26 protein-coding genes are annotated in these 26424 nt (G+C 60.4%); 13 read left to right on the top strand and 13 right to left on the bottom strand.

Going from position 1 to position 26424, the window contains the following annotated elements:
- Positions 1-93: 93 nt before the first annotated feature.
- Positions 94-930, top strand: a complete 837-nt coding sequence (locus tag CAURIM_RS07900; protein WP_070446724.1) for a PspA/IM30 family protein — start codon at positions 94-96, stop codon at positions 928-930.
- Between the two features lie 3 nt (positions 931-933).
- Here the strand turns inward: CAURIM_RS07900 and CAURIM_RS07895 are convergent, their stop codons facing one another.
- Genes CAURIM_RS07895 through CAURIM_RS07885 form a run of 3 tightly spaced genes read right to left on the bottom strand, consistent with a single transcriptional unit; the run spans position 934 to position 2822 of the window.
- A complete protein-coding gene (locus CAURIM_RS07895) occupies positions 934-1548 on the bottom strand; it encodes an energy-coupling factor transporter transmembrane component T family protein (RefSeq protein WP_201827985.1) in 615 nt (204 codons plus the stop codon).
- A gap of 3 nt (positions 1549-1551) precedes the next feature.
- On the bottom strand, positions 1552-2244 hold the full coding sequence (locus CAURIM_RS07890) for an energy-coupling factor ABC transporter ATP-binding protein (protein ID WP_070446726.1): 693 nt from the start codon (positions 2242-2244) through the stop codon (positions 1552-1554).
- A gap of 5 nt (positions 2245-2249) precedes the next feature.
- A complete protein-coding gene (locus CAURIM_RS07885; RefSeq protein WP_201827988.1) occupies positions 2250-2822 on the bottom strand; it encodes a biotin transporter BioY in 573 nt (190 codons plus the stop codon).
- A gap of 111 nt (positions 2823-2933) precedes the next feature.
- On the opposite strand from CAURIM_RS07885, the gene CAURIM_RS07880 reads away from it, so the two are divergent.
- From CAURIM_RS07880 to CAURIM_RS07855, 6 genes are all read left to right on the top strand, one after another.
- A complete protein-coding gene (locus CAURIM_RS07880) occupies positions 2934-3455 on the top strand; it encodes a hypothetical protein (RefSeq protein ID WP_201827991.1) in 522 nt (173 codons plus the stop codon).
- Positions 3456-3722: 267 nt separating this feature from the next.
- Positions 3723-4856 (top strand): recombinase RecA, encoded by a 1134-nt coding sequence (gene recA, locus CAURIM_RS07875; protein WP_070446729.1) that lies wholly within the window; start codon positions 3723-3725, stop codon positions 4854-4856.
- Positions 4857-4865: 9 nt separating this feature from the next.
- Positions 4866-5465, top strand: a complete 600-nt coding sequence (gene recX / locus CAURIM_RS07870; protein WP_201827994.1) for a recombination regulator RecX — start codon at positions 4866-4868, stop codon at positions 5463-5465.
- 8 nt (positions 5466-5473) lie between these two features.
- Positions 5474-7024 (top strand): tRNA (N6-isopentenyl adenosine(37)-C2)-methylthiotransferase MiaB, encoded by a 1551-nt coding sequence (gene miaB / locus CAURIM_RS07865; protein WP_201827997.1) that lies wholly within the window; start codon positions 5474-5476, stop codon positions 7022-7024.
- 21 nt (positions 7025-7045) lie between these two features.
- Entirely contained in the window at positions 7046-7678 is a 633-nt protein-coding gene (locus tag CAURIM_RS07860; protein ID WP_201828000.1) for an Rv2732c family membrane protein, read from the top strand.
- Positions 7679-7706: 28 nt separating this feature from the next.
- The gene (locus CAURIM_RS07855; protein ID WP_083276477.1) at positions 7707-8795 is read left to right on the top strand and encodes an alkene reductase; all 1089 of its coding nucleotides are present in this window, start codon (positions 7707-7709) and stop codon (positions 8793-8795) included.
- On the opposite strand, the gene CAURIM_RS07850 is transcribed toward CAURIM_RS07855, so the two are convergent.
- Both CAURIM_RS07850 and CAURIM_RS07845 read right to left on the bottom strand, forming a co-directional pair.
- On the bottom strand, positions 8777-9853 hold the full coding sequence (locus CAURIM_RS07850) for a GNAT family N-acetyltransferase (protein WP_201828002.1): 1077 nt from the start codon (positions 9851-9853) through the stop codon (positions 8777-8779). The genes CAURIM_RS07855 and CAURIM_RS07850 overlap by 19 nt on opposite strands.
- Positions 9854-9868: 15 nt before the next feature.
- Positions 9869-11185 (bottom strand): DUF349 domain-containing protein, encoded by a 1317-nt coding sequence (locus CAURIM_RS07845; protein ID WP_070644957.1) that lies wholly within the window; start codon positions 11183-11185, stop codon positions 9869-9871.
- Positions 11186-11316: 131 nt separating this feature from the next.
- Here CAURIM_RS07845 and CAURIM_RS07840 point away from each other — a divergent pair, with 131 nt between their 5' ends.
- The 3 genes from CAURIM_RS07840 to dapF are packed head-to-tail and all read left to right on the top strand — an operon-like array spanning position 11317 to position 13723.
- Positions 11317-11949, top strand: coding sequence for a hypothetical protein (locus tag CAURIM_RS07840; RefSeq protein WP_070446735.1), 633 nt, complete (start codon positions 11317-11319; stop codon positions 11947-11949).
- On the top strand, positions 11949-12875 hold the full coding sequence (gene miaA / locus CAURIM_RS07835; protein ID WP_070446946.1) for a tRNA (adenosine(37)-N6)-dimethylallyltransferase MiaA: 927 nt from the start codon (positions 11949-11951) through the stop codon (positions 12873-12875). Before CAURIM_RS07840 ends, miaA begins: the two co-directional genes overlap by 1 nt.
- Before the next feature lie 11 nt (positions 12876-12886).
- On the top strand, positions 12887-13723 hold the full coding sequence (gene dapF / locus CAURIM_RS07830) for a diaminopimelate epimerase (RefSeq protein ID WP_070446736.1): 837 nt from the start codon (positions 12887-12889) through the stop codon (positions 13721-13723).
- Between the two features lie 18 nt (positions 13724-13741).
- Here dapF and CAURIM_RS07825 read toward each other — a convergent pair whose 3' ends face one another.
- On the bottom strand, positions 13742-14275 hold the full coding sequence (locus CAURIM_RS07825) for a hypothetical protein (protein WP_070446737.1): 534 nt from the start codon (positions 14273-14275) through the stop codon (positions 13742-13744).
- Positions 14276-14295: 20 nt separating this feature from the next.
- On the bottom strand, positions 14296-15078 hold the full coding sequence (locus CAURIM_RS07820; RefSeq protein ID WP_201828005.1) for a hypothetical protein: 783 nt from the start codon (positions 15076-15078) through the stop codon (positions 14296-14298).
- A gap of 122 nt (positions 15079-15200) precedes the next feature.
- On the opposite strand from CAURIM_RS07820, the gene hflX reads away from it, so the two are divergent.
- Complete coding sequence (gene hflX, locus CAURIM_RS07815; protein ID WP_070644952.1) at positions 15201-16679, top strand: GTPase HflX; 1479 nt, start codon at positions 15201-15203, stop codon at positions 16677-16679.
- Positions 16680-16713: 34 nt separating this feature from the next.
- Positions 16714-17994 carry a uracil-xanthine permease family protein gene (locus CAURIM_RS07810; RefSeq protein ID WP_070446740.1) on the top strand — a complete coding sequence of 427 codons (1281 nt, stop codon included), beginning with the start codon at positions 16714-16716 and terminating at the stop codon, positions 17992-17994.
- A gap of 98 nt (positions 17995-18092) precedes the next feature.
- Here the strand turns inward: CAURIM_RS07810 and CAURIM_RS07805 are convergent, their stop codons facing one another.
- The 4 genes from CAURIM_RS07805 to CAURIM_RS07790 all read right to left on the bottom strand — a co-directional run bounded on the left by CAURIM_RS07805 (position 18093) and on the right by CAURIM_RS07790 (position 21971).
- A complete protein-coding gene (locus CAURIM_RS07805; protein ID WP_201828008.1) occupies positions 18093-18416 on the bottom strand; it encodes a hypothetical protein in 324 nt (107 codons plus the stop codon).
- A 147-nt stretch (positions 18417-18563) separates the two neighbouring features.
- Complete coding sequence (locus CAURIM_RS07800) at positions 18564-18833, bottom strand: HPr family phosphocarrier protein (protein ID WP_010190265.1); 270 nt, start codon at positions 18831-18833, stop codon at positions 18564-18566.
- A 58-nt stretch (positions 18834-18891) separates the two neighbouring features.
- Positions 18892-20976 carry a PTS fructose transporter subunit IIABC gene (locus CAURIM_RS07795; RefSeq protein WP_201828011.1) on the bottom strand — a complete coding sequence of 695 codons (2085 nt, stop codon included), beginning with the start codon at positions 20974-20976 and terminating at the stop codon, positions 18892-18894.
- 23 nt (positions 20977-20999) lie between these two features.
- A complete protein-coding gene (locus CAURIM_RS07790; RefSeq protein WP_070711312.1) occupies positions 21000-21971 on the bottom strand; it encodes a 1-phosphofructokinase family hexose kinase in 972 nt (323 codons plus the stop codon).
- Between the two features lie 238 nt (positions 21972-22209).
- Between CAURIM_RS07790 and ptsP the strand changes: the two genes are divergently transcribed.
- A complete protein-coding gene (ptsP, locus tag CAURIM_RS07785; RefSeq protein WP_201828014.1) occupies positions 22210-23904 on the top strand; it encodes a phosphoenolpyruvate--protein phosphotransferase in 1695 nt (564 codons plus the stop codon).
- Positions 23905-23984: 80 nt separating this feature from the next.
- Here ptsP and sugR read toward each other — a convergent pair whose 3' ends face one another.
- The gene (gene sugR, locus CAURIM_RS07780) at positions 23985-24767 is read right to left on the bottom strand and encodes a transcriptional regulator SugR (protein WP_070446745.1); all 783 of its coding nucleotides are present in this window, start codon (positions 24765-24767) and stop codon (positions 23985-23987) included.
- 367 nt (positions 24768-25134) lie between these two features.
- Positions 25135-25857 (bottom strand): transcriptional repressor LexA, encoded by a 723-nt coding sequence (lexA, locus tag CAURIM_RS07775; protein ID WP_144656494.1) that lies wholly within the window; start codon positions 25855-25857, stop codon positions 25135-25137.
- Between the last annotated feature and the right edge of the window lie 567 nt (positions 25858-26424).

Genomic DNA, 26424 nt, shown 5'->3' with positions numbered 1-26424 from the left:
GCTCTCCTTGCTTCGCTAATATTAGGCAGGCAGAGAATACTCTGATTACCCATTTATCCACACAACGAACTGCTGAGAAAGGCACCTTCTGTTATGGCGAATCCATTCGTAAAGGCCTGGAAGTACTTGATGGCTCTCTTTGACTCGAAGATCGAAGAGAACGCTGATCCGAAGGTGCAGATCGAGCAGGCGATCGAGGACGCGCAGCGCCAGCACCAGGAGCTATCCCAGCAGGCCGCTGCGGTGATTGGTAATCAGCGTCAGCTGGAGATGCAGCTCAACCGTCGTCTTAGTGAGATTGAAAAGCTGCAGCAAAACACCCGCAACGCTCTCAGCTTGGCGGACAAGGCCCGTGCTGAGGGTGACGTGCAGAAGGCTACCGAGTATGAGAACGCAGCGGAAGCCTTTGCCGCCCAGCTGGTAACCGCGGAGGAGTCTGTTGAAGACACCAAGAAGCTGCATGATCAGGCACTGCAGCAGGCGGAGCAGGCTAAGAAGGCCGTCGAGCGCAATGGCATGGCTTTGCGTGAGAAGGTTAACGAGCGCTCGAAGTTGCTGTCCCAGCTCGAGCAGGCCAAGATGCAGGAGAAGGTCTCCGACTCCCTTAACTCGATGAACGAGCTTACCGCGAATGGCAACACGCCTTCCCTAGATGCCGTGCGCGATAAGATTGAGCGCCGCTACTCCAAGGCTTTGGGTCAGGCGGAGCTCGCGGAGAACTCTGTGTCGAACCGAATGCATGAGATTGAGCAGGCCGGTGTGCAGCTGGCTGGCCACTCCCGTCTTGAGCAGATTCGCGCCGAGATGAACAATCCGAAGGCTGTAGAGGGCAACTCCCAGCAGGCAATCGGTTCGGCTGAAGCTAAGGCTCAGCCGAACGTGCAGGATGATGCCGTCCAGGCTCGCCTGCGTGAGCTGCGCGGTGAATAAAGTTTAGTCTCCGACGCCGCGCGCTTGCAGGGCCTCGCCCATGGCGCGTGCGCGACGGATCGAGCGAATGATAACCGGGGTGCCAAAGGCGGTTAGTGATGCCGTGGCACCCCGGGCTTTTCGTGCGTCCAGCACCTCGACGACCGTCCCTAGCATCAGGGGAAGTAAACGAATGGTCAGGGACATCGCTAGCGTGATGTTCTCAACGGGGACCCCGAGGCGCCCCAGAGGGGCCAGGGCGCGATCCAGGGAGTCCATCATCTCCGAGACCTTTGTGGTGAGTGTTAGCAGCACCGCCGCGCTAATGGCGGCGTAGATGGTGAGGAACATGATGGCAGCCGCCGTCAGGTCTTTCTGCCACCACTGGAACGCGGCGAGCGCGAGGAGAAGGTAGAGCGGCGGTGCGAGTTGGCCAAACGCAACGCGGAAAGGAACTCGGGCAATAGGGAAGAGGCTAAGGGGGAGAGCCAGGCTCACCGCCGCCCAAGGGATCGTGTGCACCGCCAGCGATGTTACGAGAATGAAGGCAATGAGTAGTAGGAACTTCACCGCGGCGGGGATGCGGTGAATGATGGTATCGGCGTCGACATAGAAGCCGAGTGGGATGTTCTTGGGCATGAGTTAGAGCGGGCGGGATTCCATAAGGTTCGTGTAGAAGGGGATGACCTCCTCGGGTGCTCCATCGGCAACGACGCTGTGGTTGTCTATGCACAGAACGCGATCGAAATCGGAGAGGAAGTCTAGATCGTGAGTGACGACGATGAGCTGTTGTTCCAGACGTGCGAACTCGCGGCGAATGCGGTCGCGGTTGCGCAGGTCGAGCAGGGTGGTTGGCTCGTCAGCGATGATGATGGTCGGTTCGATGACCAGTACTGAGGCCAGTGCAAGGAGCTGTTTCTGCCCACCTGAGAGCGTGTGCGGAGACTGCTCTGCCAAGGGGCCTAGGCCGAAGCGTTCGAGGGCGGCGTCGACACGCTTGGTACGTTCTTCACGCGACAACTTGAGACGACGCAGGGAGAACTCCACGTCATCGCGTACCTGCGGCATGACGATCTGGTTCTCGGCATCAGAAAAGACGAAACCCACGCGGCGTCGGATTTCCTTGCCGTGCTTGGCGACGTCCAGGTTGTCCACCACTACCTGACCGCTGGTGGGGTCACCGAGTCCGTTGATGAGCCGAACGAGCGTGGACTTGCCGCCACCATTGGCACCGATAATGCCGATGCGCTGTTCGCTCAAGCAAAGTGAAATGTCTTTGAGTACGGGGGTTTCGTCGAAGGCGACGGAAACATTGCGGAAATCGATCTGCGGCACGGGAGCTACTTCGCTTGGGCGCGTCGACCCATCAGATCGGGGAATGCTGCATGGACACCGACCGCGATAATGACCATGACGGCGACCTTGATGAGATCGGGGATGATGAATGGGCCTTGGGCAATGATGGCAGCCCCGAAGGACATGTCAGAGCGGAACATTAGGCCCAGGCTTCCACAGAAATATTGCACAGCTAAGCCAACAAGAGCAGCAATGGCGAGGATGGCGGTCATGCCTCCCTTGCCGCGCGGCGCCCGGTAGGCGATAAGACCGGTGATGGCCGGAGCGACCACATATCCAACGAGGTAGCCCACCGTGGGGCCGGCGATAGCACTTAACGCGCTGCGCCCGCCAGCCAGGATGGGAAGACCAACGAGGCCGAGAGCTATGAAAAGCAGGCCCACGAAGAGGCCGCGCCGGCCGCCGAGAACCAGGCCGGCCAGGATGATAACGGCATTTTGGAGAACGATGGGCACACCCGCGGTGGGGGTGGGGATGGAGACGAAAGCAAAGACTATGATGAGCGCGGTGAAGACCGCGACGTACGCGATGTCAGCCGCGACGGAATTCTTTTTCATGGGCCAAAGTTTATCCAGCGGGGTAACGGTGCAGCAAATGAGCCCTTTTGAACACCGTTCAAGCATGGGCTTTGGATCCCACGATCACCCCGAACGGGGTACCCTCGGGGCATGGCAGATAGGCAGGGACAAGCACGGCTTAACGATGTGATGCACCTAAGCGTGCGCGGGGGTGCAATGGCGCTTCTCTCCGGCTTGGTCATAGGTGGTCTGACTGGATGTTCGTTGATGAATTCCGCGAATGTCATTGAAAATATCGATAGGGCAGCCGGGGTGAAGGAGGGGGATCCTGGCAGCGTGGACATGCAGATCGGTGACATCTTTGATTCCGAGTATGAACGGGTGATCTTAATTTGCCCCGGTGCTTCCGAAAAAGATGTCCTAGCGGCGAGCGAAGGTACCTGGCAGGGTGGTAGTGATGAGGACGATGAGTGGGTGCCGCCTGCTGCGGGGCAGGTTGAGCTCTACCGGGATGTGCAAAGGCCCGGGTATTCCTCATTCATGAGCAGTAGGGCTGACCTTGACGAGCTAGACATGTGTGGTCAACTAGGGGAGGAGGTGGCCGTTCTTCCAGCTTCTGAGAAGGTGACTTTCTCTCGGCAGGAGCAGGGTGGCCCGTGGGTGCTCCAGTAACGGACTTGGCGCCCTGGACACGCGTCACGGCAGAATGGCCAATCGAACACTTGTGTGTGTATTGTGGGGACGTGGTCCGGTGAGCGCGTTAGGGTGCTTTCGTGGCTTGTGGTGAGGGTGAAAGGCTAATTGAGTCAAAGCCTGGGAACCAAAGTCACGAGGCGGCAGTCTAACTAGGTGCCACCTTTAATTAACACTCAAGCATTAACACGCACGTATTAACGAGCAAGAATGCACAACAACTGACGCACGATAGTGAGGAAATGAATGGCTACGAAGAAGAAGTCCTCGACGGCGAACAAGGGCGATGATCGTCAAAAGGCCCTTGATGCCGCAATGGCGATGATTGAGAAGGATTTTGGTAAGGGCGCCGTCATGCGTTTGGGCGATGATGACCGCCCGCCAATCCAAGCCATTTCCTCCGGCAACACAGCTATCGATATCGCATTAGGCGTCGGCGGTTTCCCGCGTGGGCGTATCGTGGAGATTTATGGCCCGGAATCCTCGGGTAAGACCACCGTTGCGCTGCACGCCATTGCATCGGCGCAGAAAACTGGTGGCATCGCCGCATTTATCGATGCTGAGCACGCTCTCGATCCGGAGTATGCACGCCTGCTCGGCGTGGATACGGACAACCTGTTGGTTTCCCAGCCAGATACCGGTGAGCAAGCTTTGGAAATCGCCGATATGCTGGTGCGTTCCGGTGCCATTGACATCATTGTGATTGACTCGGTCGCGGCGCTGACCCCGAAGGCTGAGATTGAGGGCGAGATGGGAGATAGCCACGTTGGCCTTCAGGCGCGCCTCATGTCCCAAGCGCTGCGCAAGATGACCGGTGCTCTGTACAACTCGGGCACCACCGCCATCTTTATCAACCAGCTGCGTGAAAAGATCGGCGTAATGTTTGGCTCGCCGGAAACCACGACGGGTGGTAAGGCTCTGAAGTTCTACGCCTCGGTGCGTTGCGATATTCGCCGAATCCAGACCCTGAAGGATGGTCAGGATGCCATTGGTAACCGCACCAAGCTCAAGGTTGTGAAGAACAAGGTTTCCCCGCCGTTCAAGATCGCTGAGTTCGACATCATGTACGGCGAGGGCATTTCGCGCGAGTCTTCCATCATTGACTTGGGCGTCGAACACGGCTTCATCAAGAAGTCTGGCTCGTGGTTTACCTATGAGGGCGACCAGCTGGGCCAAGGCAAGGAAAAGGCCCGTAACTTTCTCAAGGACAATCCAGATCTCGCGGATGAGATTGAAAAGAAGATCTTCGTCAAACTCGGCGTTGGTGCCGCCGCTGCCGAAGCGGGCGAGGATGTAGCGATGGACGTGCCGGGCGCGGACGATCCGCTGACGGATGAGGCTGTCGATCTCGTACCGAACGTCGATTTCGACGACGACTAATCGGAATCAATGCCACAACCTTCACCAGAGAAGCTCGAAAAGCTACGTCACGCTCTCGAAGCCTACGAGTCGGGTGACGCCGGCGGGCAACTCATTGACGCGGAAGCCGAAGCGGCGAAGGCACCCGTGCGTTCCCGTGCGCTAGGTCTACTGGATCAGCGGGCACGTTCCCGCAAGGAGCTGCGTGACCGGCTCGTCGCTGCGGACTTTGAGCCAGAGGTCGTTGACACTGTCGTCGATGACTTAGCAGGGGCAGGGCTTGTTGATGATGAAGCCTTTGCCAAGGAGTGGGTGCGTCAGCGTCACACCCGGCGAGGAAAATCGGCTCGGGCCCTCAACCTGGAATTGAAGGAGAAGGGCGTCGAGGCTGCCGACCGTGCCATAGCTTTAGAGCAGGTCACTGAAGAATCTGAAGAGGCTGTCGCCCGCCAGGTAGCTGAAAAGAAGGCGCGAACCCTCAAGAGGGTTCCCGCTGACCGGCATGAAAGGGACAAGTTCTTGCGCCGCATCGTTGGCACGCTCGCGCGGCGCGGCTATAACCAGGAACTCGTTATGCGCATATCCATCGAGATTCTTGATGCGCGCATTGCCGAACTAAAGGCATTATGAGTAGTCGGATGGGCCAGTTAGAATGTCCCCCCGTGAACTCCCCCGTAATTAATTCCCAGCCCCGCACCTATGAGGTGCGGACTTTCGGCTGCCAAATGAACGTTCATGACTCAGAGCGTATCTCCGGCTTGCTTGAGGAAGCCGGCTATTCGGCGGCACCGGAGGGCACTGAGCCTGACCTCATCGTTTTCAATACTTGCGCCGTGCGCGAGAACGCCGATAAGCGCCTGTACGGCACGTTGGGTGCGTTAAAGAAGACGAAGGAAAACCACCCGGGCATGCAAATCGCGGTGGGTGGCTGCTTGGCGCAGAAGGATAAGGACATAGTCCTTGACCATGCGCCGTGGGTAGACGCTGTTTTCGGAACCCACAACATGGCTGCCCTGCCGGCATTGCTGGAGCGTGCCCGCCACAACGATGAGGCCCAGGTTGAGATCGTCGACGCCCTGGAGGCCTTCCCGTCCGTGCTGCCGGCAAAGCGCGAATCCGCTTATGCCGGGTGGGTATCGGTATCCGTGGGCTGCAATAACACCTGTACCTTCTGCATTGTTCCTTCGCTGCGCGGCAAGGAAGAAGACCGCCGCCCAGGCGATATCCTCGCAGAGGTTCAAGCACTGGTGGACCAGGGCGTGTCCGAGGTGACCTTGTTGGGGCAAAACGTCAACGCCTATGGTGTCAACTTCGCCGACCCGGATCTGCCGCGGGACCGCTTCGCTTTCTCCAAGCTGCTGCGGGAAGTGGGCAAGATCGAGGGGCTTGAGCGCCTCCGCTTTACCTCCCCACACCCTGCAGAGTTCACGTCCGATGTCATCGATGCCATGGCGGAGACCCCAGCAGTGTGCCCGCAGCTGCACATGCCGCTTCAGTCTGGTTCGGACAAGGTGCTCAAGGACATGCGCCGTTCCTATCGTACGAAGAAGTTCCTGGGCATTCTCGATGAAGTGCGAGAGAAAATGCCGCATGCTGCCATTACGACGGATATCATTGTGGGCTTCCCTGGCGAGACGGAGGAAGACTTCGAGGCCACTCTAGAGGTGGTGCGCCGCGCCCGCTTCGCGTCCGCCTTCACTTTCCAGTACTCGCCGCGCCCAGGCACTCCGGCTGCCGAAATGGAGAATCAGATACCGAAGGGGGTCGTGCAGGAGCGCTTCGAGCGCTTGGTAGCGCTGCAGGACTCCATCCAGGCTGAGGAAAACGCGAAGCTCGTCGGTTCCGGTGTGGAGCTTCTGGTTCAGGCGGAAGGTGGTCGTAAGTCCGCCGAGACTCACCGCCTTACCGGCCGTGCCCGCGATGGTCGCCTCGTTCACTTCGCTCCCGTCGATCCTGCGGGCAAGGACATTTCCGCGGAGATTCGTCCCGGTGATGTCGTGCACACCACCGTGACGGGTGCGGGCTCCTTCTTCCTGGTTGCTGACTCCGGCGTTAGCGAGCGCCGCCGCACGAAGGCCGGCGATATGTCGGCGGCAGGGCAGACACCTACGACGGCTCCGATTGGGGTGGGGCTGGGGCTGCCGGGCGTCGGCAAGCCCAGCGCGCCGGCTGATTCCTGCGGCTGTTAGAAGAGAGTAGGCTCCGGTCCTATGGGTGATGACTTGAAGCAGGTGCGCGACGCCGTCGCGGCAGAGAAGCGTGCAGCGAGGACCATTGAACTGGGAAAGCACAAATACGCGCTCATCGTATCCGTCCTGGCGTGGGTAGCGTACCTGGTGCTTCCTTATGCTGGCGAGGCTCGCGGATGGGAAGCGCTCTTCGTCGGAGGAACCGTTGAGGGAGTCCGGATCTCGCTTATGGAGACCGTCAGCGCCTGGCTAGCGTTGGGTGGCGTGGGTATTCTGACCACGGCCACACTCCTCACGCGGCGGACGTCTGTAGCTCTCGCCGCATGGATGATGGTGACCATCTCCTTTTTCGTCAACTTATGGGGCTTCTGGTACCGCGGCGGCGCCGCTGAGGGTGCTTCCATCGGCATGTACGCGGTTGCTATCTCGACGTTGGTGGCCTTTCTTGTGTACTGCCAAGTTGCGTTGCGCCGCAGCCCTGAGCAGCTAGCCGCCGCTGAGCGTGTCCGTGAAGTCTCGGGGCAGCTTGACCACGTGGGTGTCTTGCAAAACGAAGCCGCGACTGAGCTGCCAGCGGAGCAGAACCCGCTGCTTATCGACGACCGCCGCTCACGCGCCGCCTCACGCCACCGCCGTCAGCAGGGCGAGGAATAAGCACTCCTACTATCGTGTTGTGGAGTGCATGACTACACTCTTCGACTCACTTGAATTGGGACGACTAACCCTGCCAAACCGCGTGACCATGGCAGCTTTGACCCGCTCACGGGCAGGCCGTGACGGTGTCCCCACACATGTGCACGAGACGTACTACACGCAGCGCGCTTCCATGGGCCTTATCGTGACAGAGGGCGTATTCCCCTCGATGACGAGCCGCGCCTTTCCTGGCCAGCCCGGTGTCGAAACTCCAGAGCAGATTGCCGGGTGGCGTCGCGTGACGGAGTCCGTCCATGAGGCCGGCGGGCGCATTTTCATGCAGGTAATGAATGGCGGGCGCCTGTCTCATGCCAGTCTCCTCGAAGGGGCACAGCCGGTAGCGCCCTCCGCAGTGGCCTCTGGGACTGCGGTCAGAGATTTTGAGTCCCGCAAAGAGTGTCCGGTTCCCCGAGCCCTCGACGTTGAAGAGCTACCTCGCATCATCGGAGAGTTCCGTCAGGCCGCTCGCAACGCCATCGACGCAGGGATGGATGGCGTAGAGATCCATGGCGCCAATGGCTACCTTCTGCATCAATTCCTTTCCCCGAGCTCCAATCACCGAGAGGATGCTTATGGTGGAAACCCAGAGAATCGCTATCGCCTCGTGGAGGAAATCCTCCGTGCTGTGGCCGAGGAGATCGGTGCAGACCGTCTCGCACTGCGGCTGTCGCCACAACACAATATTCAGGGCATCGAGGAAACTGACGCCGCGGATGTGCTTGCCACGTATGGAGGGCTGCTCCGTGCAAGTGAAGACCTCGGTCTGGCCTATGTTTCCTTCCTCCACGCAGAGCCTACCGGTGAGCTCATTACTGAGCTGAGCACCCTTGCACGCGCTAACGGGCGCACCCGCGTCATCCTGAATTCGGGATTTGTCCAGGTCACCCAGCGTGCCGAAGCCGAGGAGCTGGTTCAGCATGGTGATGCGGTGGCCGTGGGCCGCTTGGCCATCTCGAACCCGGACCTCGTTCGCCGCTGGCAGGAGCAGCTTCCAATCACCGCGCCGGACGAAGGAACGTTTTACACAGGTGGGGAGCGCGGCTACACCGATTATCCGCTCTACACGGTGAGCTCGTAGGCGCTGCTGGCGGAGATGATATGCGCGCCGAGGCGCGCATAGAGCGCATTCATCGCTGGATCAGCTTGGGCCACAGAACAGTACGCCCGGCGAACGGTGGGCCAGTGGTGCGTCACCGCGTACTGAGCATGCTGCTTGGCGCGCGTGGCCAGTCCGCGCCGGCGGTAGGCGCGGTCGGTGACTGTGAGAGTCCACTCGCACACTTCGGGGTCTGCATCGCCGTGGCGCGACAGCTCCGTGAGTGCGACGACTCGACCGCGCTCGAGAATGCCGACGAGCAACGTGTGAGCCTTCCGGGAGCGTAGCCGGGCGTAAGCTTCGTTGAGGCGCTGCCGCGTCCACACGATGGGCTCAACGCTCAAGTCACCGTACACGGCGTCGGCGGAGGCAATGGTGAGCAAGCGGAGGACATCATCCAGAAGCTCTTTCGGGATGTCATAGTCCGGCCACACCTGCGCACCGAGCACTGGGGCAGTGGGCTGGATGTCGACGTACATCTGACGCTCGGCGTGCTTCTGGCGAAACCCCAGTTCGAGGTAGGCCTGCGACATCGGATCGTAGGTATGGTCCGCGTCCGGCGGATACAGCATGCCAACCTGGGCATTCTTGCGGCCCAGTTGGCGGGTAAGCCGGAGTGCCTCGCGGGCGAGGGCTCGCGTAACGTCGAGAGCCTCTGGCTCTAGTTCCTCCCCAGGCAAGGGCAAGAGATCCGCGGCGAGGACGCATTCGATATCGGCGTTGTCCGTTTCCTCCAAGAGAGGAAGTGAGATATGGATGAAACCGTCGAAGTCGATTTCTGGGCTGGGCTCGGCTGCTGAAATGACCGGCAGCCCCAGTTCTCCTGCAGTGCCCATAGCAGCGGTAGTGAGCCCGAAAAGGTAAGTCACGGACTCTGCGGAGCCTTGCAAGCGCTGGAGCACACGGCGTGGAGAGCCACTGGCCGCGGGATCACCGCTGGCTTCCTGTGCGGCAAGGTTAGCGTCGAAGACAAAGCTGCGGAGGCAATCCGCCGGCTCAGCGTGTGCCGAGCCCGGCGGGGCGACTATCTGAACGAACACTCAGACTGGGAGCCGCTACTTATCGTTGACAGCAGCCGCAGCGGCATCCGCGAACTCCTGCCATTGCTGCGCCTGGGCGCGCAGTTCCTCTGCCTTTTTGGCATTGCCCTTGGCGTCTGCGGCCTCCGCCTGTGCAGTGAATTCATCCACCTTGGCTTGGAACTGGGCCACGCGGGCTTGGGCCTCTGGGTCCGTCCGGCGCCATTGTGAATCCTCGGCGTCGCTCACGCGCTTTTCCAAAGCCGAGATCTTAGACTCGTATTCGCGCACCTGCTTGCGCGGGACGAAACCAATCTCTTCCCACTTTTCCTGCAGCTCCCGCAGCTTGGCCTTTGCAGCGTCGATGGACTTGGATGGATCAATCTGGGAGTCATATTCCGCAATGAGCGCGTCCTTGGCGGCGGCGTTTTCTGCGAATTGCTTATCCCGTTCGTCGTTGACCGCGTTGCGGGCGTTGAAGAAGTGGTCCTGCGCGGCACGGAAGCGGGCCCAGAGTTTATCGTCGATCTCGCGGGGAGCGCGGCCAGCGGCCTTCCACTCCGTCATGAGGTCACGGTAAGCACGCGCCGTTTCACCCCAGTTGGTGGATTCCTTAATAGCCTCCGCGCGCTCCACTAGCTCTTCCTTCTTGGCGCGGGCTGCAGCGCGGTTGCGATCGAGCTCGGCGAAATGCGAGCCCCGACGACGGTTAAAGGAATCGCGGGCGCGGGAATAGCGCTTCCACAGTGCATCATCCGTCTGACGGTCGATGCCACGAATCTGCTTCCACTCCTCGAGGATGGCGCGAATGCGGTCGCCGGCGGCCTTCCACTCCGTCGAGTTGGCGGCGATGTCCTCGGCCTCGGCCGCCAGCTTTTCCTTCTTGGCGATTGCCTCTTCGCGGCGGCGAGCCTTGTTAGCCTGCGCCTGCTCGCCGGCCTCCACGGAATGCTCAATGACGGTGCTCAGGCGCTTGTCCAAGGCGGCAATATCACCAATCACTGCCTGCGTGGGCAGGGAGTCCCGGAGCTCTGCCGCGGTTGATTTGATCGACGCTGCATCGTCCGGATGCGCCTGCAGGCGGGATTCCAGCAGCTCGATTTCGGTAGACAGATCGTCGTAGCGGGCGCCAAAGTGCGCCAAGCCTTCTTCTGGGGTGCCTGCCTGCCATTCGCCGATCTTGCGTTCACCTTCGGGCGACTTCACAAAGACCGAACCATCAGCATCAACGCGGCCCCATTTAGCGGGATCATTCTTTGCCGGCTGCACCGGTCGTGCGGCGGGGGCGGAAGCCGACGGGCCGGGACGAGCGCCCTTGCGGGGCATGGCTCCAGGAGAAGGAATAGCGGACATGGTAGGAAACCACCTTCGGTACTATCGCGCCGCGCGACACGGCTGCCAAAACTTATGTGACACAACACTACCGTTTCCGCCGTGCAGCCGCGTGTTAACCCCGAAAAACAAACCTTATAGGATGGGAGTTGATGCAGAATCTCATGGTTATGCCAGCCTCCCCGGCTCTGGCGGAAGAACTCTCTCCCGGCGATGACGCTTCGCGCGCGCTGCTCGGCGCGGCCTGCGAGCTCGCTCGCGATGCCGCACGCATAAGCGGCGGAGGCCCTCTCAAGGTAGATATCGTGGGATCGCGTGATACTCGGTGGAGCACCGAGCATACGGGAAGCTTGCGAGCATGGGGAGCGCCGCAGGTCGACGTCGGCGGAGGCAACTTTCTGCCAGAAATCATGGCCCGCTACGTGCTTTGTCGCGCGCTTGCCCACACACCCGATGAACCAGGCTTCGTGGTGGAAGATTCCCGCGCTGAACTCGGTGAGGTCCGTCCCGCCCGCCTGACCGTTGTCTGTGTTGATGGCTCAGCAGGCCTGACCAAACGCGCGCCACTAGCCCTCGTCGACGGCGCACGGGATGCCCACCTGTGGTGCGAAAGCGTTCTTGCCGGCGGGGAAGCACACTGCGACGAGGCACGTCTGCGGTCCGCAGGTGTGCTCGAGACGAACCTCTGGGCACAGCTGGCAGGCGTGCACCCACGGCACGCGGAGCTTCGGGCAGCGGATTCAACCCTCGGGGTAGGGCGCTATGTGGCGGGGTGGCAGTGCTGATGACTCATACTCACCCGCACGCACCAACCCCCATTGCAGTGGTTGGCCCGACGGCCTCCGGAAAGTCGGCTCTCGGCGTAGCTCTTGCACACGAGCTTGACGGGGAAGTTGTCAACGTTGATTCGATGCAGCTCTACCGTGGCATGGACATCGGCACCGCCAAGCTAACGATGGAGGAACGCGAAGGTATCCCACACCATCAGCTCGATGTGTGGGACGTGACGGAAACGGCGTCGGTAGCACGCTATCAGTCCGCTGCCATCGCGGATATCGAGAGTATTCGAGCGCGTGGCAAGACTCCGATCTTGGTGGGCGGCTCCATGCTTTATGTCCAATCACTCGTGGATGATTGGCAATTCCCGCCCACTGATCCGCAGGTGCGCGCTCGCTGGGAAGCCCGGCGCCAAGAGATTGGTACCGATGCCTTGCACGCAGAGCTTGCCAGCGTGGACCCGGCAGCCGCGGCCATCATTGAAGATAAGGACCCGCGCCGTACCGTGCGCGCGCTGGAAGTCATCGAGCTTACAGGCAAGCCTTTCAAAGCCAGCCAGCCACCGAAGAACGCCCCGCCCCGGTGGGGCACGAGAATCCTCGGGTTGCGCACGGAAGCCAGCTGGTTGAACCCGCGCATCGAGCTGCGTAGCCGCCTCATGTTCGACAAGGGGCTGGTGGAGGAAGTGGAGAGCCTCCAAATCCGCGGCTTGAAGGCTGAGTCCACAGCCGGGCGGGCGATTGGCTATGCCCAAGTTCTCCAAGCACAGCGCGGAGAGCTGACATGGGAGGAGGCAGTGGAGCGCACTATCACCGGAACCCGCCGCTATGTGCGCCGCCAGCGCGCCTGGTTCAACCGCGATAAACGGATCCACTGGTTGGATGCCGCGGCTGACACGACCACGCAGGCTTTGCGTGTCCTCGAAGGGCGTTAGACTCTACAGCTATGAACTTTGCTAAAGGCCACGGAACTGAGAACGATTTCGTCATTGTGGAGGGAACCGAGCCGCTACCGCCGGAAAAGGTGGCGGCACTGTGTGACCGTCGAGCCGGAATCGGCGCCGACGGTGTACTGCGCGTCATCCGCGCTGGTGAACTGCTCGCTTCTGGAGAAATCGATGAGCTCGCGCCGGGTATTAACGCCGATGACTGGTTCATGGACTACCGCAACGCGGATGGCTCCGTGGCGGAAATGTGTGGCAACGGCACCCGCGTCTTCGCGCATTGGGTCCGTTCCCGTGGGTTGGTGGAAGAAGACACCTTCACCGTGGGCACGCGCGCCGGCGCCAAGCAGGTTACCGTGCACTCTTTCAGCGAGACTGAGGCCGAAGTTAGCGTGGAGATGGGACCAGCACAGGTGCTCGGTGTCTCCACGGCTGCGATGGCGGGGGAGAGCTTCGCCGGGCTAGGAGTGGACGTGGGAAACCCCCATTTGGCGGCTGTAATCCCGGGGCTTAGCGCAGAGGCCTTGGCTGGAAAGCGCCTTGAGCAGCCTGTCTTTGACACTGATTTTTTCCCGGCAGGCGTCAACGTAGAGCTGGTGACACCTTTGCGCGATGGTGTGATTCACATGCGCGTCTTCGAGCGCGGCTCGGGGGAGACTCGCTCGTGCGGCACCGGAACGGTGGCGGCAGCGTGCGCCGCGCTTGCCGATGCCTCCCAGGTCACCGGCCACGTCCGCGTCATTGTTCCGGGCGGCGAGGTAGAGGTGGACATCACCGAAGACGGCTCCACGCTGACGGGGCCTTCGCGCATCGTGGCAACTGGTGAAACTTCACTATAGGGCTTTTCGGGACGGCGTTTAGCGTCCGTCCTCTTTTTTGTAGTTGGTGCCCAAGGCCAAGGCGGCGCGGCGGGCCGCGAGCCAGGCTTCTTTGAGTTCTGCGGCGCGCTCGTCGGCCACTTTAAGCAGGGATTCCAGCTCACTGGTTTCAACGTGCGGTGAGTTCACCCGCGCATCGAGGCGGCGTAAGAAGCGTTGCGCACCATGCATCTCGTAGTGGAACGCTTCGATGACGGGGTTTGCGCAGTCGACGTCGACAAGCGCGGGGCGGTGCAATGTTCGGTCGGCTAAGGACTCCGCGTCATCGCTCGTAGCAAACGTGGCATAGTCCTCGAGGACACCCGTGATGTCCTCCACCGTGAGCGCAATGGAAGCCCGCAGTGCCGCATGCTCCGAGGCGTTGGGGCGGGCATCGGCGAAAAGCCACAGCGCGCCGCAGACGAAAGCAGCGAGGATGACTCCCGGCAGCTTCAGCGTCACAATCAACACCGCAGCGGTAACTGCGGCGAGAAGCAGCGCTAGACCGCGACGCTGAGATGCGGAAAAAATCATGGTGACAACTCTCCGAGACCTTAGTGGCCTCCGCAGCCTCCAGAGCCACAAGCGCAGCCGCCTTCGCCGCCACAACCACCGGTGGGCAGCGCAATCGAGGCCGTCAACATCGCCGAACCCGCAAGAACGGAATCCTTCGGTGGCAGCTCACCAAAGCTCTCCGGCAGACACAGATCGAAGGGGAAGGTGCCATCCATGACGAGGTGCATGAAGCGCTTACCTGTGAGCTGGTTGTGGCGCCACTCGGATTCCATGACCCGTGCGGAAAAAGTGCAGCCCGGCGTGGGGGATTCGGAACCGGAACCGGCCGCAACAATTGCCGCGCCAGTGGATTCAAACGTGGCTGGGTAGGCACCCTTCTCGGCTTCGTAGGCTTCAGTGCTGTCGAAGGCGGTGACGTCGAGGCCCATCGCGGTGAGCTCTACCTGTTGCCACTGCTGGGTGTCCTCATCTGCCAAGAGCGGGCCCTGCGCCAGGTTCGCCGTTGCTTGCGCGAGAACGTTTCCGAAAGGATCGATGATGTCCAGGTAAGCCAAGACATCGTTGAGCATAGAGACGTGAGCGAATCCTTGGGTGACGCCCTCGAAGCCGATAAAGGTGGCGAAAGGTTCGACGGCAAGGATATTGAGTTGCGCCCCGGAAGGATCCGAGAACTGAATGAGTTGTCCTCCGCGAACCTCCCCGGTGACTGCCAGCTGGTTGGTGGAAATGGCGGCTTCGACGGCGTCCTGCCAGCGCTCGTAGTTGAGGCCAATGGCCTGCATCTCTGGGTGGGTGGTCTCTTTGACGGTCATGCGGCCCATTGTATCTGGCGCCGCGATGACTCAAAAATGTTGTCGGTGAGCCTTGCCGCCGGGATCGGCACAAGGTCGTGTGCAACGGAGATTCCCTGTTAAGAGGCGTGACGTGCAAGAATAGAAAACATATGACACAAGAAACCCATGATGATCTCCTCGCGCAGGCTTTTGGTGAGCCCGCGCCCATGACACAGGTGCCGTCCACCGGTGATTTCGACCTCGCGGAGCGCAATGCCTTCCGGCGAGTGAACCGTAAGACCACAATCCGCTCAGAAGACAGCACCGACATCTACGAGGTGGAGTACCGCAAGCTCCGCCTTGAGCAAGTGATCTTGGTGGGCGTGTGGACCGAAGGCACCGTGGCCGAGGTTGAGGCCACGATGGCGGAGCTTGTCGCGTTGACGGAGACCGCGGGTGCAGAGGTCATCGAAGCCCTGTATCAGAAGCGCGACAAGCCGGATCCTGGAACCTATATCGGTTCCGGCAAGGTGAAAGAGCTCAAGGATATCGTGACTGCCACCGGCGCGGATACCGTGGTATGCGACGGCGAACTTACCCCGGGCCAGCTCACGGCATTAGAACGAGCGCTCAACACCAAGGTTATCGACCGCACCATGCTCATCTTGGACATCTTCGCGCAGCACGCCAAGTCCAAGGAAGGTAAAGTCCAAGTCTCGCTCGCACAGCTGGAGTACCTCTACACCCATACACGCGGTTGGGGCGGTAACCTCTCGCGCCAGGCGGGTGGCCGAGCCGGATCCAACGGCGGTGTCGGCTTGCGCGGACCCGGTGAAACCAAGATTGAGACGGATCGTCGCCGCATCCGCACGCAGATGGCGCTGCTGCGCAAGGAACTTAAAGGGATGAAGACGGAACGCGAGATCAAGCGCTCGCGCCGCGCATCCTCAACGATTGCGCAGATCGCTATTGCTGGCTACACCAACGCTGGCAAGTCTTCGCTCATCAACGCGATGACGGGCGCTGGCGTGCTGGTGGAGGACGCGCTGTTCGCTACCTTGGATCCCACTACGCGCCGCGCCGAGCTGGCTGATGGCCGTCAGGTCGTCTTCACCGATACCGTCGGCTTTGTGCGCCACCTGCCGACGCAGCTGGTGGAAGCCTTCAAATCCACCTTGGAGGAAGTCCTCGCAGCGGACTTGATGCTTCATGTGGTGGACGGCTCTGATCCTTTCCCGCTCAAGCAGATTGAAGCGGTCAACAAGGTCATCTATGACATTGTGAAGGACACCGGTGAGGAAGCCCCGCCGGAGATTATCGTCATTAATAAGATTGACCAGGCTGACCCCCTGGTACTCGCGGAGCTGCGCCACGCCCTCGACCGCGACAATGTCGTCTATGTCTCCGCCAAGACGAGGGAGGGCATCGATGAGCTCACTGCGCGTGTGGAGCTGTTCCTCAATTCCCAAGACGAGCACGTGCAGCTGCTCGTGCCGTTTACCCGCGGGGACGTGGTCGATCGCATCCATACCCAGGGCACCGTGCGCAGTGAGGAGTACACGGGTCAGGGCACGCTTGTCGACGTTCGCCTGCCCGCCTCTATTGCCGCCGAACTCAGGGAATTTCGCGTGGCCGGTGAGGACGCTTAGGTTTCAGTGCTCCCGTGAGCCATAATTATGGTTCGTGAGTAATTTTGGCTGGGCCGTCCACGGGGACGGAAAAACGATTAAGCCGGGCGCGGTCGTCGCACCCGAAGAACGATTGAGCTGGGGCCGCACTATCGGCATCGGCATGCAGCACGTCGTGGCCATGTTCGGCGCGACACTGCTGGTGCCCACCCTGACCGGATTCCCGGTCAATACGACGTTGCTGTTTTCAGGCCTGGGAACAATCCTATTCCTCCTGATTACCCGCAACCGCCTGCCTTCCTACCTGGGATCCTCTTTCGCGTTCATTGCGCCGCTGAGCGCCTCCCAGCAGTACGGCATTGGCGCACAGGCGGGTTCCGTCTTAGTGACTGGCCTGGTCCTGGTGGCGATTGGTTTCGCGGTGAAGGCGGCGGGCCGGAAGGTCCTTGACGCCGTCATGCCGCCGGCTGTGACCGGCGCCATCGTGGCACTGATTGGCCTTAACTTGGCGCCCAATGCTGCCACCAATTATTCGAGCCAGCCTCTGGTTGCCACGGTGACGCTGGCGGTCATCATCCTGGCCACCGTCGCTGGTCGCGGCATGGTGTCGCGTCTGTCTATCCTCATCGGTGTTGTCGTGGGCTGGGCTTTTGCGGCTGCCACGGGCAACCTTGGCGAAGGCGCTGTGCAGTCCATCCGCGCAGCAGCCTGGATTGGCTTCCCACAGTTCCATGCGCCGGAGTTTCACGTTTCCGCCATCGCGGCCGCGCTTCCGGTCCTGGTCGTGTTGATTGCGGAAAACGTCGGCCACGTCAAGGCCGTCTCGGAGATGACCAAGCGCGATCTCGATGATCTGGCCGGTGACGCCCTCATTGCAGACGGTCTTGCCACCTCCCTGGCTGGTGGTTTCGGTGGCTCAGGTACTACGACCTACGCGGAGAATATCGGCGTGATGGCCGCGACCCGCGTCTACTCCACGGCCGCCTACTGGGTAGCTGCTATCACAGCCATCGCTCTGGCCTTCATCCCGAAGTTTGGCGCGCTCATCTTTACCATCCCCACCGGCGTGCTGGGTGGTGCTTGCATTGTCCTCTACGGGCTCATCGGCATGCTCGGCGTGCGCATCTGGATGGACAACAAGGTCAACTTCAATAACCCGGTGAACCTCACTGCTGCGGCGGTGGCGCTCATCGCGGGTATTGGCAACCTCACCCTCGACGTCTTTGGCGTGACGCTTGAGGGCATTGCCTGGGGCTCTGTCGGCATCATCGTGCTCTACCCGGTGATGAAGAAGCTCTACGGCTCCATTGGTGAGGGCCGCGGCGCGAAGTACTAGACATACCCTCGCCGCCTGAACGGAGTAAAGGCACCATCTGGAGGCTTTGATTTAGAAAACCCCAGGTGAATGTGTGCAGAAGTCTGCATAAGGTGCTTTTACTTCGGTCCCTTTAGAGCTCTCCCCACGAACTCATCATCCAGCCAGACATCATCACTGCCGGAATGAGCCTGTGCGTAGTCCTGCAGCTCTTCCACCGTGTGTATGTATACCTCGTCGTCGGTATGAGTTGGCCACGAAATGGTTTCGGGGTTGGCGAAGTCTGCTTTTCCAATCGGATAATCTCCCGCTAATTGATCCGCCCAGAGGTGTGAGGCGACTCCGTGGTAGAGGGTTTCGGTATCGAGGTCGCCGCGGAACCGGGTCAACGCTCCCATGACCTCGTAGCCGACGTCTGGGGGCGTTGTTGGCTGGCCAGTCATGTCTTTGACTCTACACAGTAGGTCACTTCAGTCGAGGGGAGAAGACGAGAGAAAGAGCCCGCGCAGACACGGAGAAACAAAAAGCTCCCGCCACCCTCAGTACAAGAGGGAAGCGGGAGCTCTGCCGTTCTATAGACGGAAAGTGCTTTAGGAAGCGTCGAGGTCCTGCTCGATGAGACCGGCGATCTTCTCCACAGCGGCTTCGTTCTCAGAAGTCACGGTGACTTCGTCGCCCTGCTCGGCGCCGAGAGCCATGATCATGAGGGAGGAAGCAGCATCGGTCTCATCCTCGTCCTCATCGCCGACGAGGGTCAGGAAGATGTCCTCGTCGAACTCAGCGGCGGCATCGGCGATGATGGAGGCCGGACGTGCGTGCAGTCCGACGGAGGAGCCAACCTTGACGGTCTTAGAAGCCATGATAATAATCCTTTCGAATTACGGAGTTTCGTGCTTACAAGTGTACGCGGCTTAAGCGCTAGGCGGCGGCCTTGGCCTTGTCTGCCTTCGCAGCAGCTTCTTCAGCAGCCTTGTTAGGCCAGAATTGCTTCATCGCGATGACCGCAATGGCGGACACGATGACGCCGGCAAGGATAGCCACGAAGTAAGCCCACGCAGGTTCGATAGCGAAGATAACAAAGATACCGCCGTGCGGGGCGCGAGACATGACATCCAGGGACATCGACAGAGCACCAGTTACTGCGCCACCGAGCATCATTGACGGGATGACACGCAGCGGGTCGGCAGCAGCGAACGGGATAGCGCCCTCGGAGACGAAGGACAGACCCAGCAGCCAGGCGGACTTACCGTTTTCCTGCTCCGCAGGCGTGAACAGGTTCTTGCGTACGAAGGTAGCGATGGACAGTGCGATCGGCGGAACCATGCCGGAGGCCATAACGGCGGCCATGATCTTCATGGAAGCCTCATCACCCGTGGACAGGCCAGCAGTAGCGAAGAGGTAAGCAGCCTTGTTGACCGGGCCACCCAAGTCGGAGCACATCATAAGTCCCAGGATGATGCCCAGAAGGACCGCGGAGGAACCGGACATAGAGGACAGCCAGTTCTGCAGGCCTTCCATGATGGCGGCCAGCGGTGCACCGAGCAGCAGGTACATGAGCAGGCCAGTAACCATGGTGGCGAGCAGCGGGATGATGACCACAGGCATGAGGGAGCCGATCCAGCGCGGGACCTTCCACTTGCCAATCCACATCGCAACAAAGCCAGCGATAAGGCCGGTGACCAGACCACCGATGAAGCCCGCACCGAGGGTGACCGCAATGGCACCACCGGCGAAGCCCGGCGCGATGCCCGGGCGGCCCGCCAGCGCGAAGGCAATGTAGCCGGAGAGCGCCGCGACGATGAATCCCATCGATGCTTGACCGATGGCGAAGAGCACGGCGCCGATGTACAGGGCGAACCCTGCCTTCTTGAAGGTCATCATTTCGCCATCAACCATGACGTCATGGCCCGGCAGGTTGGTCAACGAGTAATCGCTGGTGATGGCCTGCCAACCGTTGGCCATGTCGTAGCCACCGAAGAGGAAGCCCAAGGCTAAGAGGAGGCCACCGGCAGCAACGAAGGGCACCATGTAGGACACACCGGTCATGATGGCCTGCTGAATGCGCTTGCCCCAGCCCAGACCTTCGCCTTCTTCTGCGGAACTAGAGGAGGCTGCGCCTGCCGTGCCTGCGACCTTGTGTGCGTTGGGGTTCTTGGACGCAGCGATAGCTTCATCGAGCATCACGCCCGGCTCGTTGATGGCGCGCTTGACGCCTGATTCAATAACGGGCTTTCCGGCGAAGCGCTCCCGGTCGCGAACACCGACATCGGTAGCGAAGATGACGGCGTCGGCAGCCGCGATGGTGTCTGCAGAAACGGCGGTGTTATTGGAGGAACCCTGGGTTTCTACGGTGAGCTCGACATCGTCGCGCTCCTCGGCGGTTTGGGTGAGGGCGTCGGCTGCCATGTATGTGTGGGCAATGCCGGTCGGGCATGCGGTGACGGCCACGATGCGGGTCTTCTGTGGATCCGCAGCCTTGCTCGCCGTAGGCGCTGCAGTCGCAGCTGCAGGTGCCGATTCGCTGGCCGTAGCCTTCTTCTTCGGTTTTTCGGCGTTAACCACGTCGAGTACCAGGGAGACGATTTCCTCCTTGGTCTGCGCGGTGCGCAGAGCCTCCAAGAAGTCCTTCTTCACCAGCGCGCGAGCCAGCTTGGAGAGGATCTTCAGGTGTGCTTTACCGCCACCTTCCGGGGCAGCGATGAGGAACACCAGGTGGGCGTCGCCATCGGGCCCGGAGAAGTCTACACCGCGCGAGAGGCGGGCGAAGGCCAAGGTGGGTTCAGACACTGCGGCGGAGCGGCAGTGTGGGATGGCAACGCCACCGGGGACACCGGTGCCAGCTTTTGCTTCACGCTCGATGGCGGGGCCAGCCAGTTCCTCCACGGAGGTGGCGCGGCCGGTGTCGTGGACAAGCGTGGCCAGGTTGGTAATGACTGATTCGATGCTGTCACCGAAGTCGGCGTCGAGCGCCACAAGATCGGTGGTGATGAGTTCTGATGACATCGGGTACGTACTCCTCAGTACTGCTAAAAGTCGGTGACGGCCTGAACCGTCGTGTGTTCGATATCTAGTTCTTCAGGGGTTGGTATCTGGGTTCCCGGGAGTGCTGCGGCAGCCGAGCCGTAGGCCACCGCTTGGCGCAGGGCTTCCGAGTAGGAGGCACCCGAGCGGCGGGCGAGGATATAGCCGGAGAGCGAAGAATCACCGGCGCCCACGGTAGAGCGCAGGGTAATCGGCGGGGGAGTAGCGGCCCACGCTTCATCGGCAGTGACCAGCACTGCGCCAGCGCCACCCAGGGTGACGAGAACCTCGGGGATGCCGCGCTTGACGACGACCCTCGCGGCCTTGACCACACCGCTAAAATCACCGTTCTCGGCGGCAGCTTCGAGGGCCTGACCATCCACGTTGGCTAGCTGGCCAAGCTCAAGACCATTCGGCTTGATGAGGTCGGGGCTGGCGGTTTCGAGGTTTTCTCCGAGAGCCACCATAGGGGCATCGGAGGTGTCGACGGCTACACGGATGCCGGGGTTGGCTTCGCGCGCGACACAGATGAGCTGCGTGTACCAATCTGTAGGAACGCCTTGGGGAAGAGAGCCCGCCATGACGATCCACTCGGCGTCAGCGCAGAGTTCAGCAACGGCCTGTGCCACGTCTTGCTGAATTGATTCATCGAGCGTGGGGCCGGGTCCGTTGAGTTTGGTCGTACGGCCATCCGGTTCGGTCAGGGTGGTATTGGTGCGCACCGCGTCATGTGCCGGCACGGCGTGCACGGGGATAGACGCGTCAGCGGCGAGGGCTAAGAAAGGGTCTGAGGCCACAGCCGGTAGAAGGGCCAGACTGTCGACGTTGGCGAGCGTTACGGCGTGCGTGACGTTGACGCCTTTACCACCGGCAACGCTGGATACAGACCCTGCGCGGTGTACAGCACCAGGCTCGAGTTCCTCGTTTAGGCGCACGGTGGCGTCGATGCTTGGGTTGGGGGTCAAGGTAAGGATCATTGTGGACAATGTCCCCTTTCGCGGAGTGCGTATATTGGGGGCAAACGCGCCTCGGCGGCTTAAACAAGAACTCCCGTGCGGATTGCCCGTGGTCAGCGTGAAAGTAATGTTGCTTAATGTTGATTATTGCCCGTATGTGTCCGAATGTCAACGGAATCACTGTGGTTTTCGTTGCATTTTTGACCGACTTGTGATGATCTGGATCGAGAAAAACATCGTCTCCGTAAGGAAATGTGTCATGGAAAACGCATCCCCATCCACCATTAAAGGCACCGGCGTCGTCGCCGGCGTTGCATACGCTGAGGCGGTGTGGGTTCGCCCACGCCCAGAACTGCCCACGGCTGGAGAAACCGTGGCGGAAGAGCAACGTGATGCTGAATACGATCGCTTCCTCGAAGCCGCCGACATCGTTGCCAGCAGGCTAGAACAGCGTGCCGCTGGTGCTGAAGGTCAGGCAGCAGAAGTTCTGGGCGCTACTGCTGGAATGGTCAAGGACCGAGGTTGGCACAAGGCAGTGCGCAAGGGCATTCGCAGCGGCAAGAACGCCGAATATGCAGTTGTTGGTGCCACAGACAGGTTTGTCACCATGTTTGAGGCCGCCGGCGGCGTAATGGCCGAGCGCACGACTGACCTCAAGGACGTGCGCGACCGCGTCATCGCACAACTGCGTGGTGAGCAAGAGCCGGGCCTGCCCATGGTTGAAGGGGAGGCGGTGCTGCTGGCGGATGACCTTGCACCGGCGGATACCGCAACCTTGGACACCACCCATATCAAGGCGCTTGTGACCGAGCTGGGCGGTCCCACCAGCCACACGGCAATTATCGCTCGTCAGCTCGACCTTCCGTGCATCGTGGCGGTCGGCGCTGAGCTGCGCACGATTGAGGCGGGAACCCAGATCTTCGTCGATGGCTCCGTGGGAACAGTGGCCCTTGGTGCGGATCGCGCTGCCTCGCTCAAGGCTGTAGAGGAATACCGCGAGAAGGCGGCACGAGTGGCCGAGTGGCGGGGTCCGGCCCAGACCAGGGATGGACACCGCGTGCAGTTGCTCGCCAATGTTGCCGACGGCAACGCAGCTCGCATCGCCTCTGATTCGCAGGCAGAAGGTATCGGTTTGTACCGTACAGAGCTGTCCTTCCTCTCCGCGAGCGAAGAGCCCACCGTGGAGGAGCAAGCACGCATCTACGGCAAGGTTTTCAACGCTTTCCCGGACTCCAAGGTCGTTGTTCGAACGCTCGATGCTGGTTCTGATAAGCCGATCTCCTATGCCACGTTGGACTCTGAGGAGAACCCCGCCTTGGGCGTCCGGGGCCTGCGCATCGCCCGCGATAACGAGGCACTTTTGACCCGTCAGCTCGATGCCATCGCGCAGGCCGCAGAAAAGCGTGCCGAAGGTGCCACGACGTGGGTTATGGCACCGATGGTGGCCACGGCAGTCGAGGCAAAGTGGTTCGCCGAACTCTGTCGCGAGCGTGGGCTCACGGCTGGTGCGATGATTGAGGTACCGGCTGCAGCCCTGATGGCGGATACTATCCTGCCGCACCTCGACTTCGTGTCCATCGGTACCAATGACTTGACGCAGTACACTATGGCCGCTGACCGCCTATCGCCCCAGCTGGCCTACTTGACCGATCCGTGGCAACCGGCCGTGTTGCGTTTGATCCAGCACACCTGCGTGGTCGGGCGCGATAATAATGTTCCGGTGGGCGTCTGCGGCGAAGCAGCAGCTGATCCCATGCTCGCCTGCGTGCTAACTGGCCTTGGCGTGACATCACTGTCTGCGGCGTCGACTGCGGTCGCAGGTGTTGGCGCACAGCTTGCTGAGGTCACTCTTGAGCAATGCCGGAAGATGGCGGATGCAGCAGTAAACGCTGAGGGCCCAGCTGATGCCCGCGCCGCGGTGATTGACCTATTGGAGCAATTCCAGGCGTCCTAGAGTATTGAATGTGCAGGAGGTGTGCGCCCCTCACCATGAAGGGGTGCACACCTCCTGAAACGATCTAGGGGCTAAAGCGCCTACTTCTCTGCAGCAATGATCACCTCAATGCCGTGCTCACGCAGCGCTTCAACGTAGGAAGCGGGCGCGCCGGCATCGGTGATAACGACATCAATTTCATCGAGGGACGCAAAGCTCACGAGGTAGTCATTGCCCAGCTTTGAAGAATCGCACAGTACGACGACGCGGTGCGCATTGGTGACGAAAGCGGACTTGATCGCAGCCTCTTGCGAGTCTGCCGTTGAGAGACCGTGATCAATGGTCAGTGCGTTGGTGCCGACAAAAGCCACGTCGGCACGCATGAGCGCCATGGTGCGAAGGGCGGTATCACCAACCACGGCCTGGGTAATTGCCCGTACTGTACCGCCAAGGAGCTGGACTTCGGATACCCCGTTGCTGGCTAGCGAAAGGGCGATCGGCAGGCTGTTGGAGACGATGCTGAACTGACCTGCCGAATAGCGCTGGCCAATGAGATCAGCAAGCGCATTCGTCGTGGTGCCGGCGTCGAGGAAGATGCTGCCGCCATCGGGAAGCTGTTCCAGCGCAGCGCGCGCAATGGCCATCTTGGCGCCCGTGGCCGAGCGTTGACGGGTATCAAGGGTTAACTCCGCGGTTTGGAAGGATTGGGAGGCAACCGCACCGCCATGGACTCGGTGCACGACTCCTTCCCGATCCAAAACCGCGAGATCGCGGCGAATCGTCTCAGCGGTAACATCGAAGCGTTCAGAAAGTTCGGTGACATTGACACGGCCTTCGACGGCGGTCAATGAGGCAATTTGTCGGCGACGCTCTTCTGCGTACATAGTTCCTCCCGGTGAAGTCTGCCTGTGGTGGTCACTGCGCCCGCCGCGGAAAGGAAACGGGGCTGGGGCGTGTGAACGAAAAGAACAACGAATGTTGCGGCGATGCTTCTATTGTCCCACTGAAGGTGAAGAAAACGGAACGAAACAAAGAAAAACTCACATTGAGATTGCTGTCTTAGTGTAAAAATTCCGTCATAACCTGCACATATGTAAATGTGTGATGTCGGACGCTAAAGCGGTAGGAATCGGGCATGTACACACACAAGGGGGTAGAAAGACACAATCCCCCGGCCCTTTACGCCCGCACCGAGTGGACTGGCACTGCGGGGTGGGTAGGGCCCTGGGGATGGCTGCGAAGTGATGATTCCTAGAGCTTGCGGAAAACAGACACTACCTTGCCCATGATCTCAGCTTCGTCGCCCTTGATGGGGGAGTAGGCATTATTATGGGGGAGAAGCCAGACGCCGGAGGAGTCGCGGTGAAATTCCTTTACGGTGGCTTCTTCGCCGTCTAGGAGAGCGGCGACGAACTCGCCTTCCTCTGCGACGGATTGTGAGCGAATGATCACCCAATCGCCGTTGAGGATTCCGGCGTCCTGCATAGAATCGCCCACGACCTGTAGCATGTAAAGCTCGCCGCTGCCAAGGATTTCGCCCGGCATGGGGAAATAAGCGTCAACGTTTTCTTCGGCGGTAATTGGGGAACCTGCGGCAATGCGGCCGACAACAGGGATATAGTTCGGCGTCGCTGCGTCCTCGGGGATATCGGGGGTGGAAAGATCCGGAGACTTGTTTGCCTGGCTTGTCTTGCGGCCGGGCTTCTTCGAGTCTTCGGCACCGGGGAAGTGGCGGACATCAACGGCGCGCGGCTTGTTTGGATCGCGGCGCAGGAAGCCCTTCTCCTCAAGCTGCTTCAGCTGGTAGGCCACGGATGATGTGGACTGTAGGCCGGTGGCATCACCGATCTCACGAATGCTTGGCGGGTATCCGCGGAGCATTACGGCATCATGGATAACCTCCAGGATGCGGCGCTGGCGGGCGGACAGGGTGTCGAGGGAAGGGTGGTCGCTTCGCTTGGATTTGCGGGCCATTCTTTCTCCTAAAACTATTGCGATGTGCACATTCGTGGTTGAGGCTTTGGCGTGCCAGGCATGTATGGGACTGCCGGTGGTGCTTCCGCTTTCCTTTTTAGCACGACAGGAAAAAATGTTCGACTGGCGTCGCCGAGTTGTGGACAAATTTTCGAGACGGTGCTATAAATCGAACATACACGCTAAATCGCACGGTTGGTCGATGGTGATGTTCGAAAGTGTCTGCCTGGATTCTTATACTTCGGATATTGCGTCGATGGAGAAGGAAGAACTAGAAAGGAGCCGTCATGGCTATCGCTCTCAATAATGCCTCTGTACTGCGTAGGGATGTTCGTCGGAAGCCTCGCAATACGGCAGTGCTGGTCCCTCCGGCGGCAATTTGGGATCCTGTGCAGGGCCAGGTGCGAACCCATGAATTATCACCTACTTCTTCCCGTGGCTCGTCTGTTGTTCGAACGCTCTCTTCGGAGGGTAGAACACAGGGGCGCACGATCAGCTCGGCACCATCCTGTGTTTCTTCCCCGCGGAGTGTGTCGCGGAGCCGGCGTGGTGGGTCGAACGTAGGTA

The sequence above is a fragment of the Corynebacterium aurimucosum genome (assembly GCF_030408555.1).
Taxonomy (GTDB): domain Bacteria; phylum Actinomycetota; class Actinomycetes; order Mycobacteriales; family Mycobacteriaceae; genus Corynebacterium; species Corynebacterium aurimucosum.
Note: the sequence above shows the minus strand (reverse complement) of the source record. Positions and strands in the feature narration are given on the sequence as shown.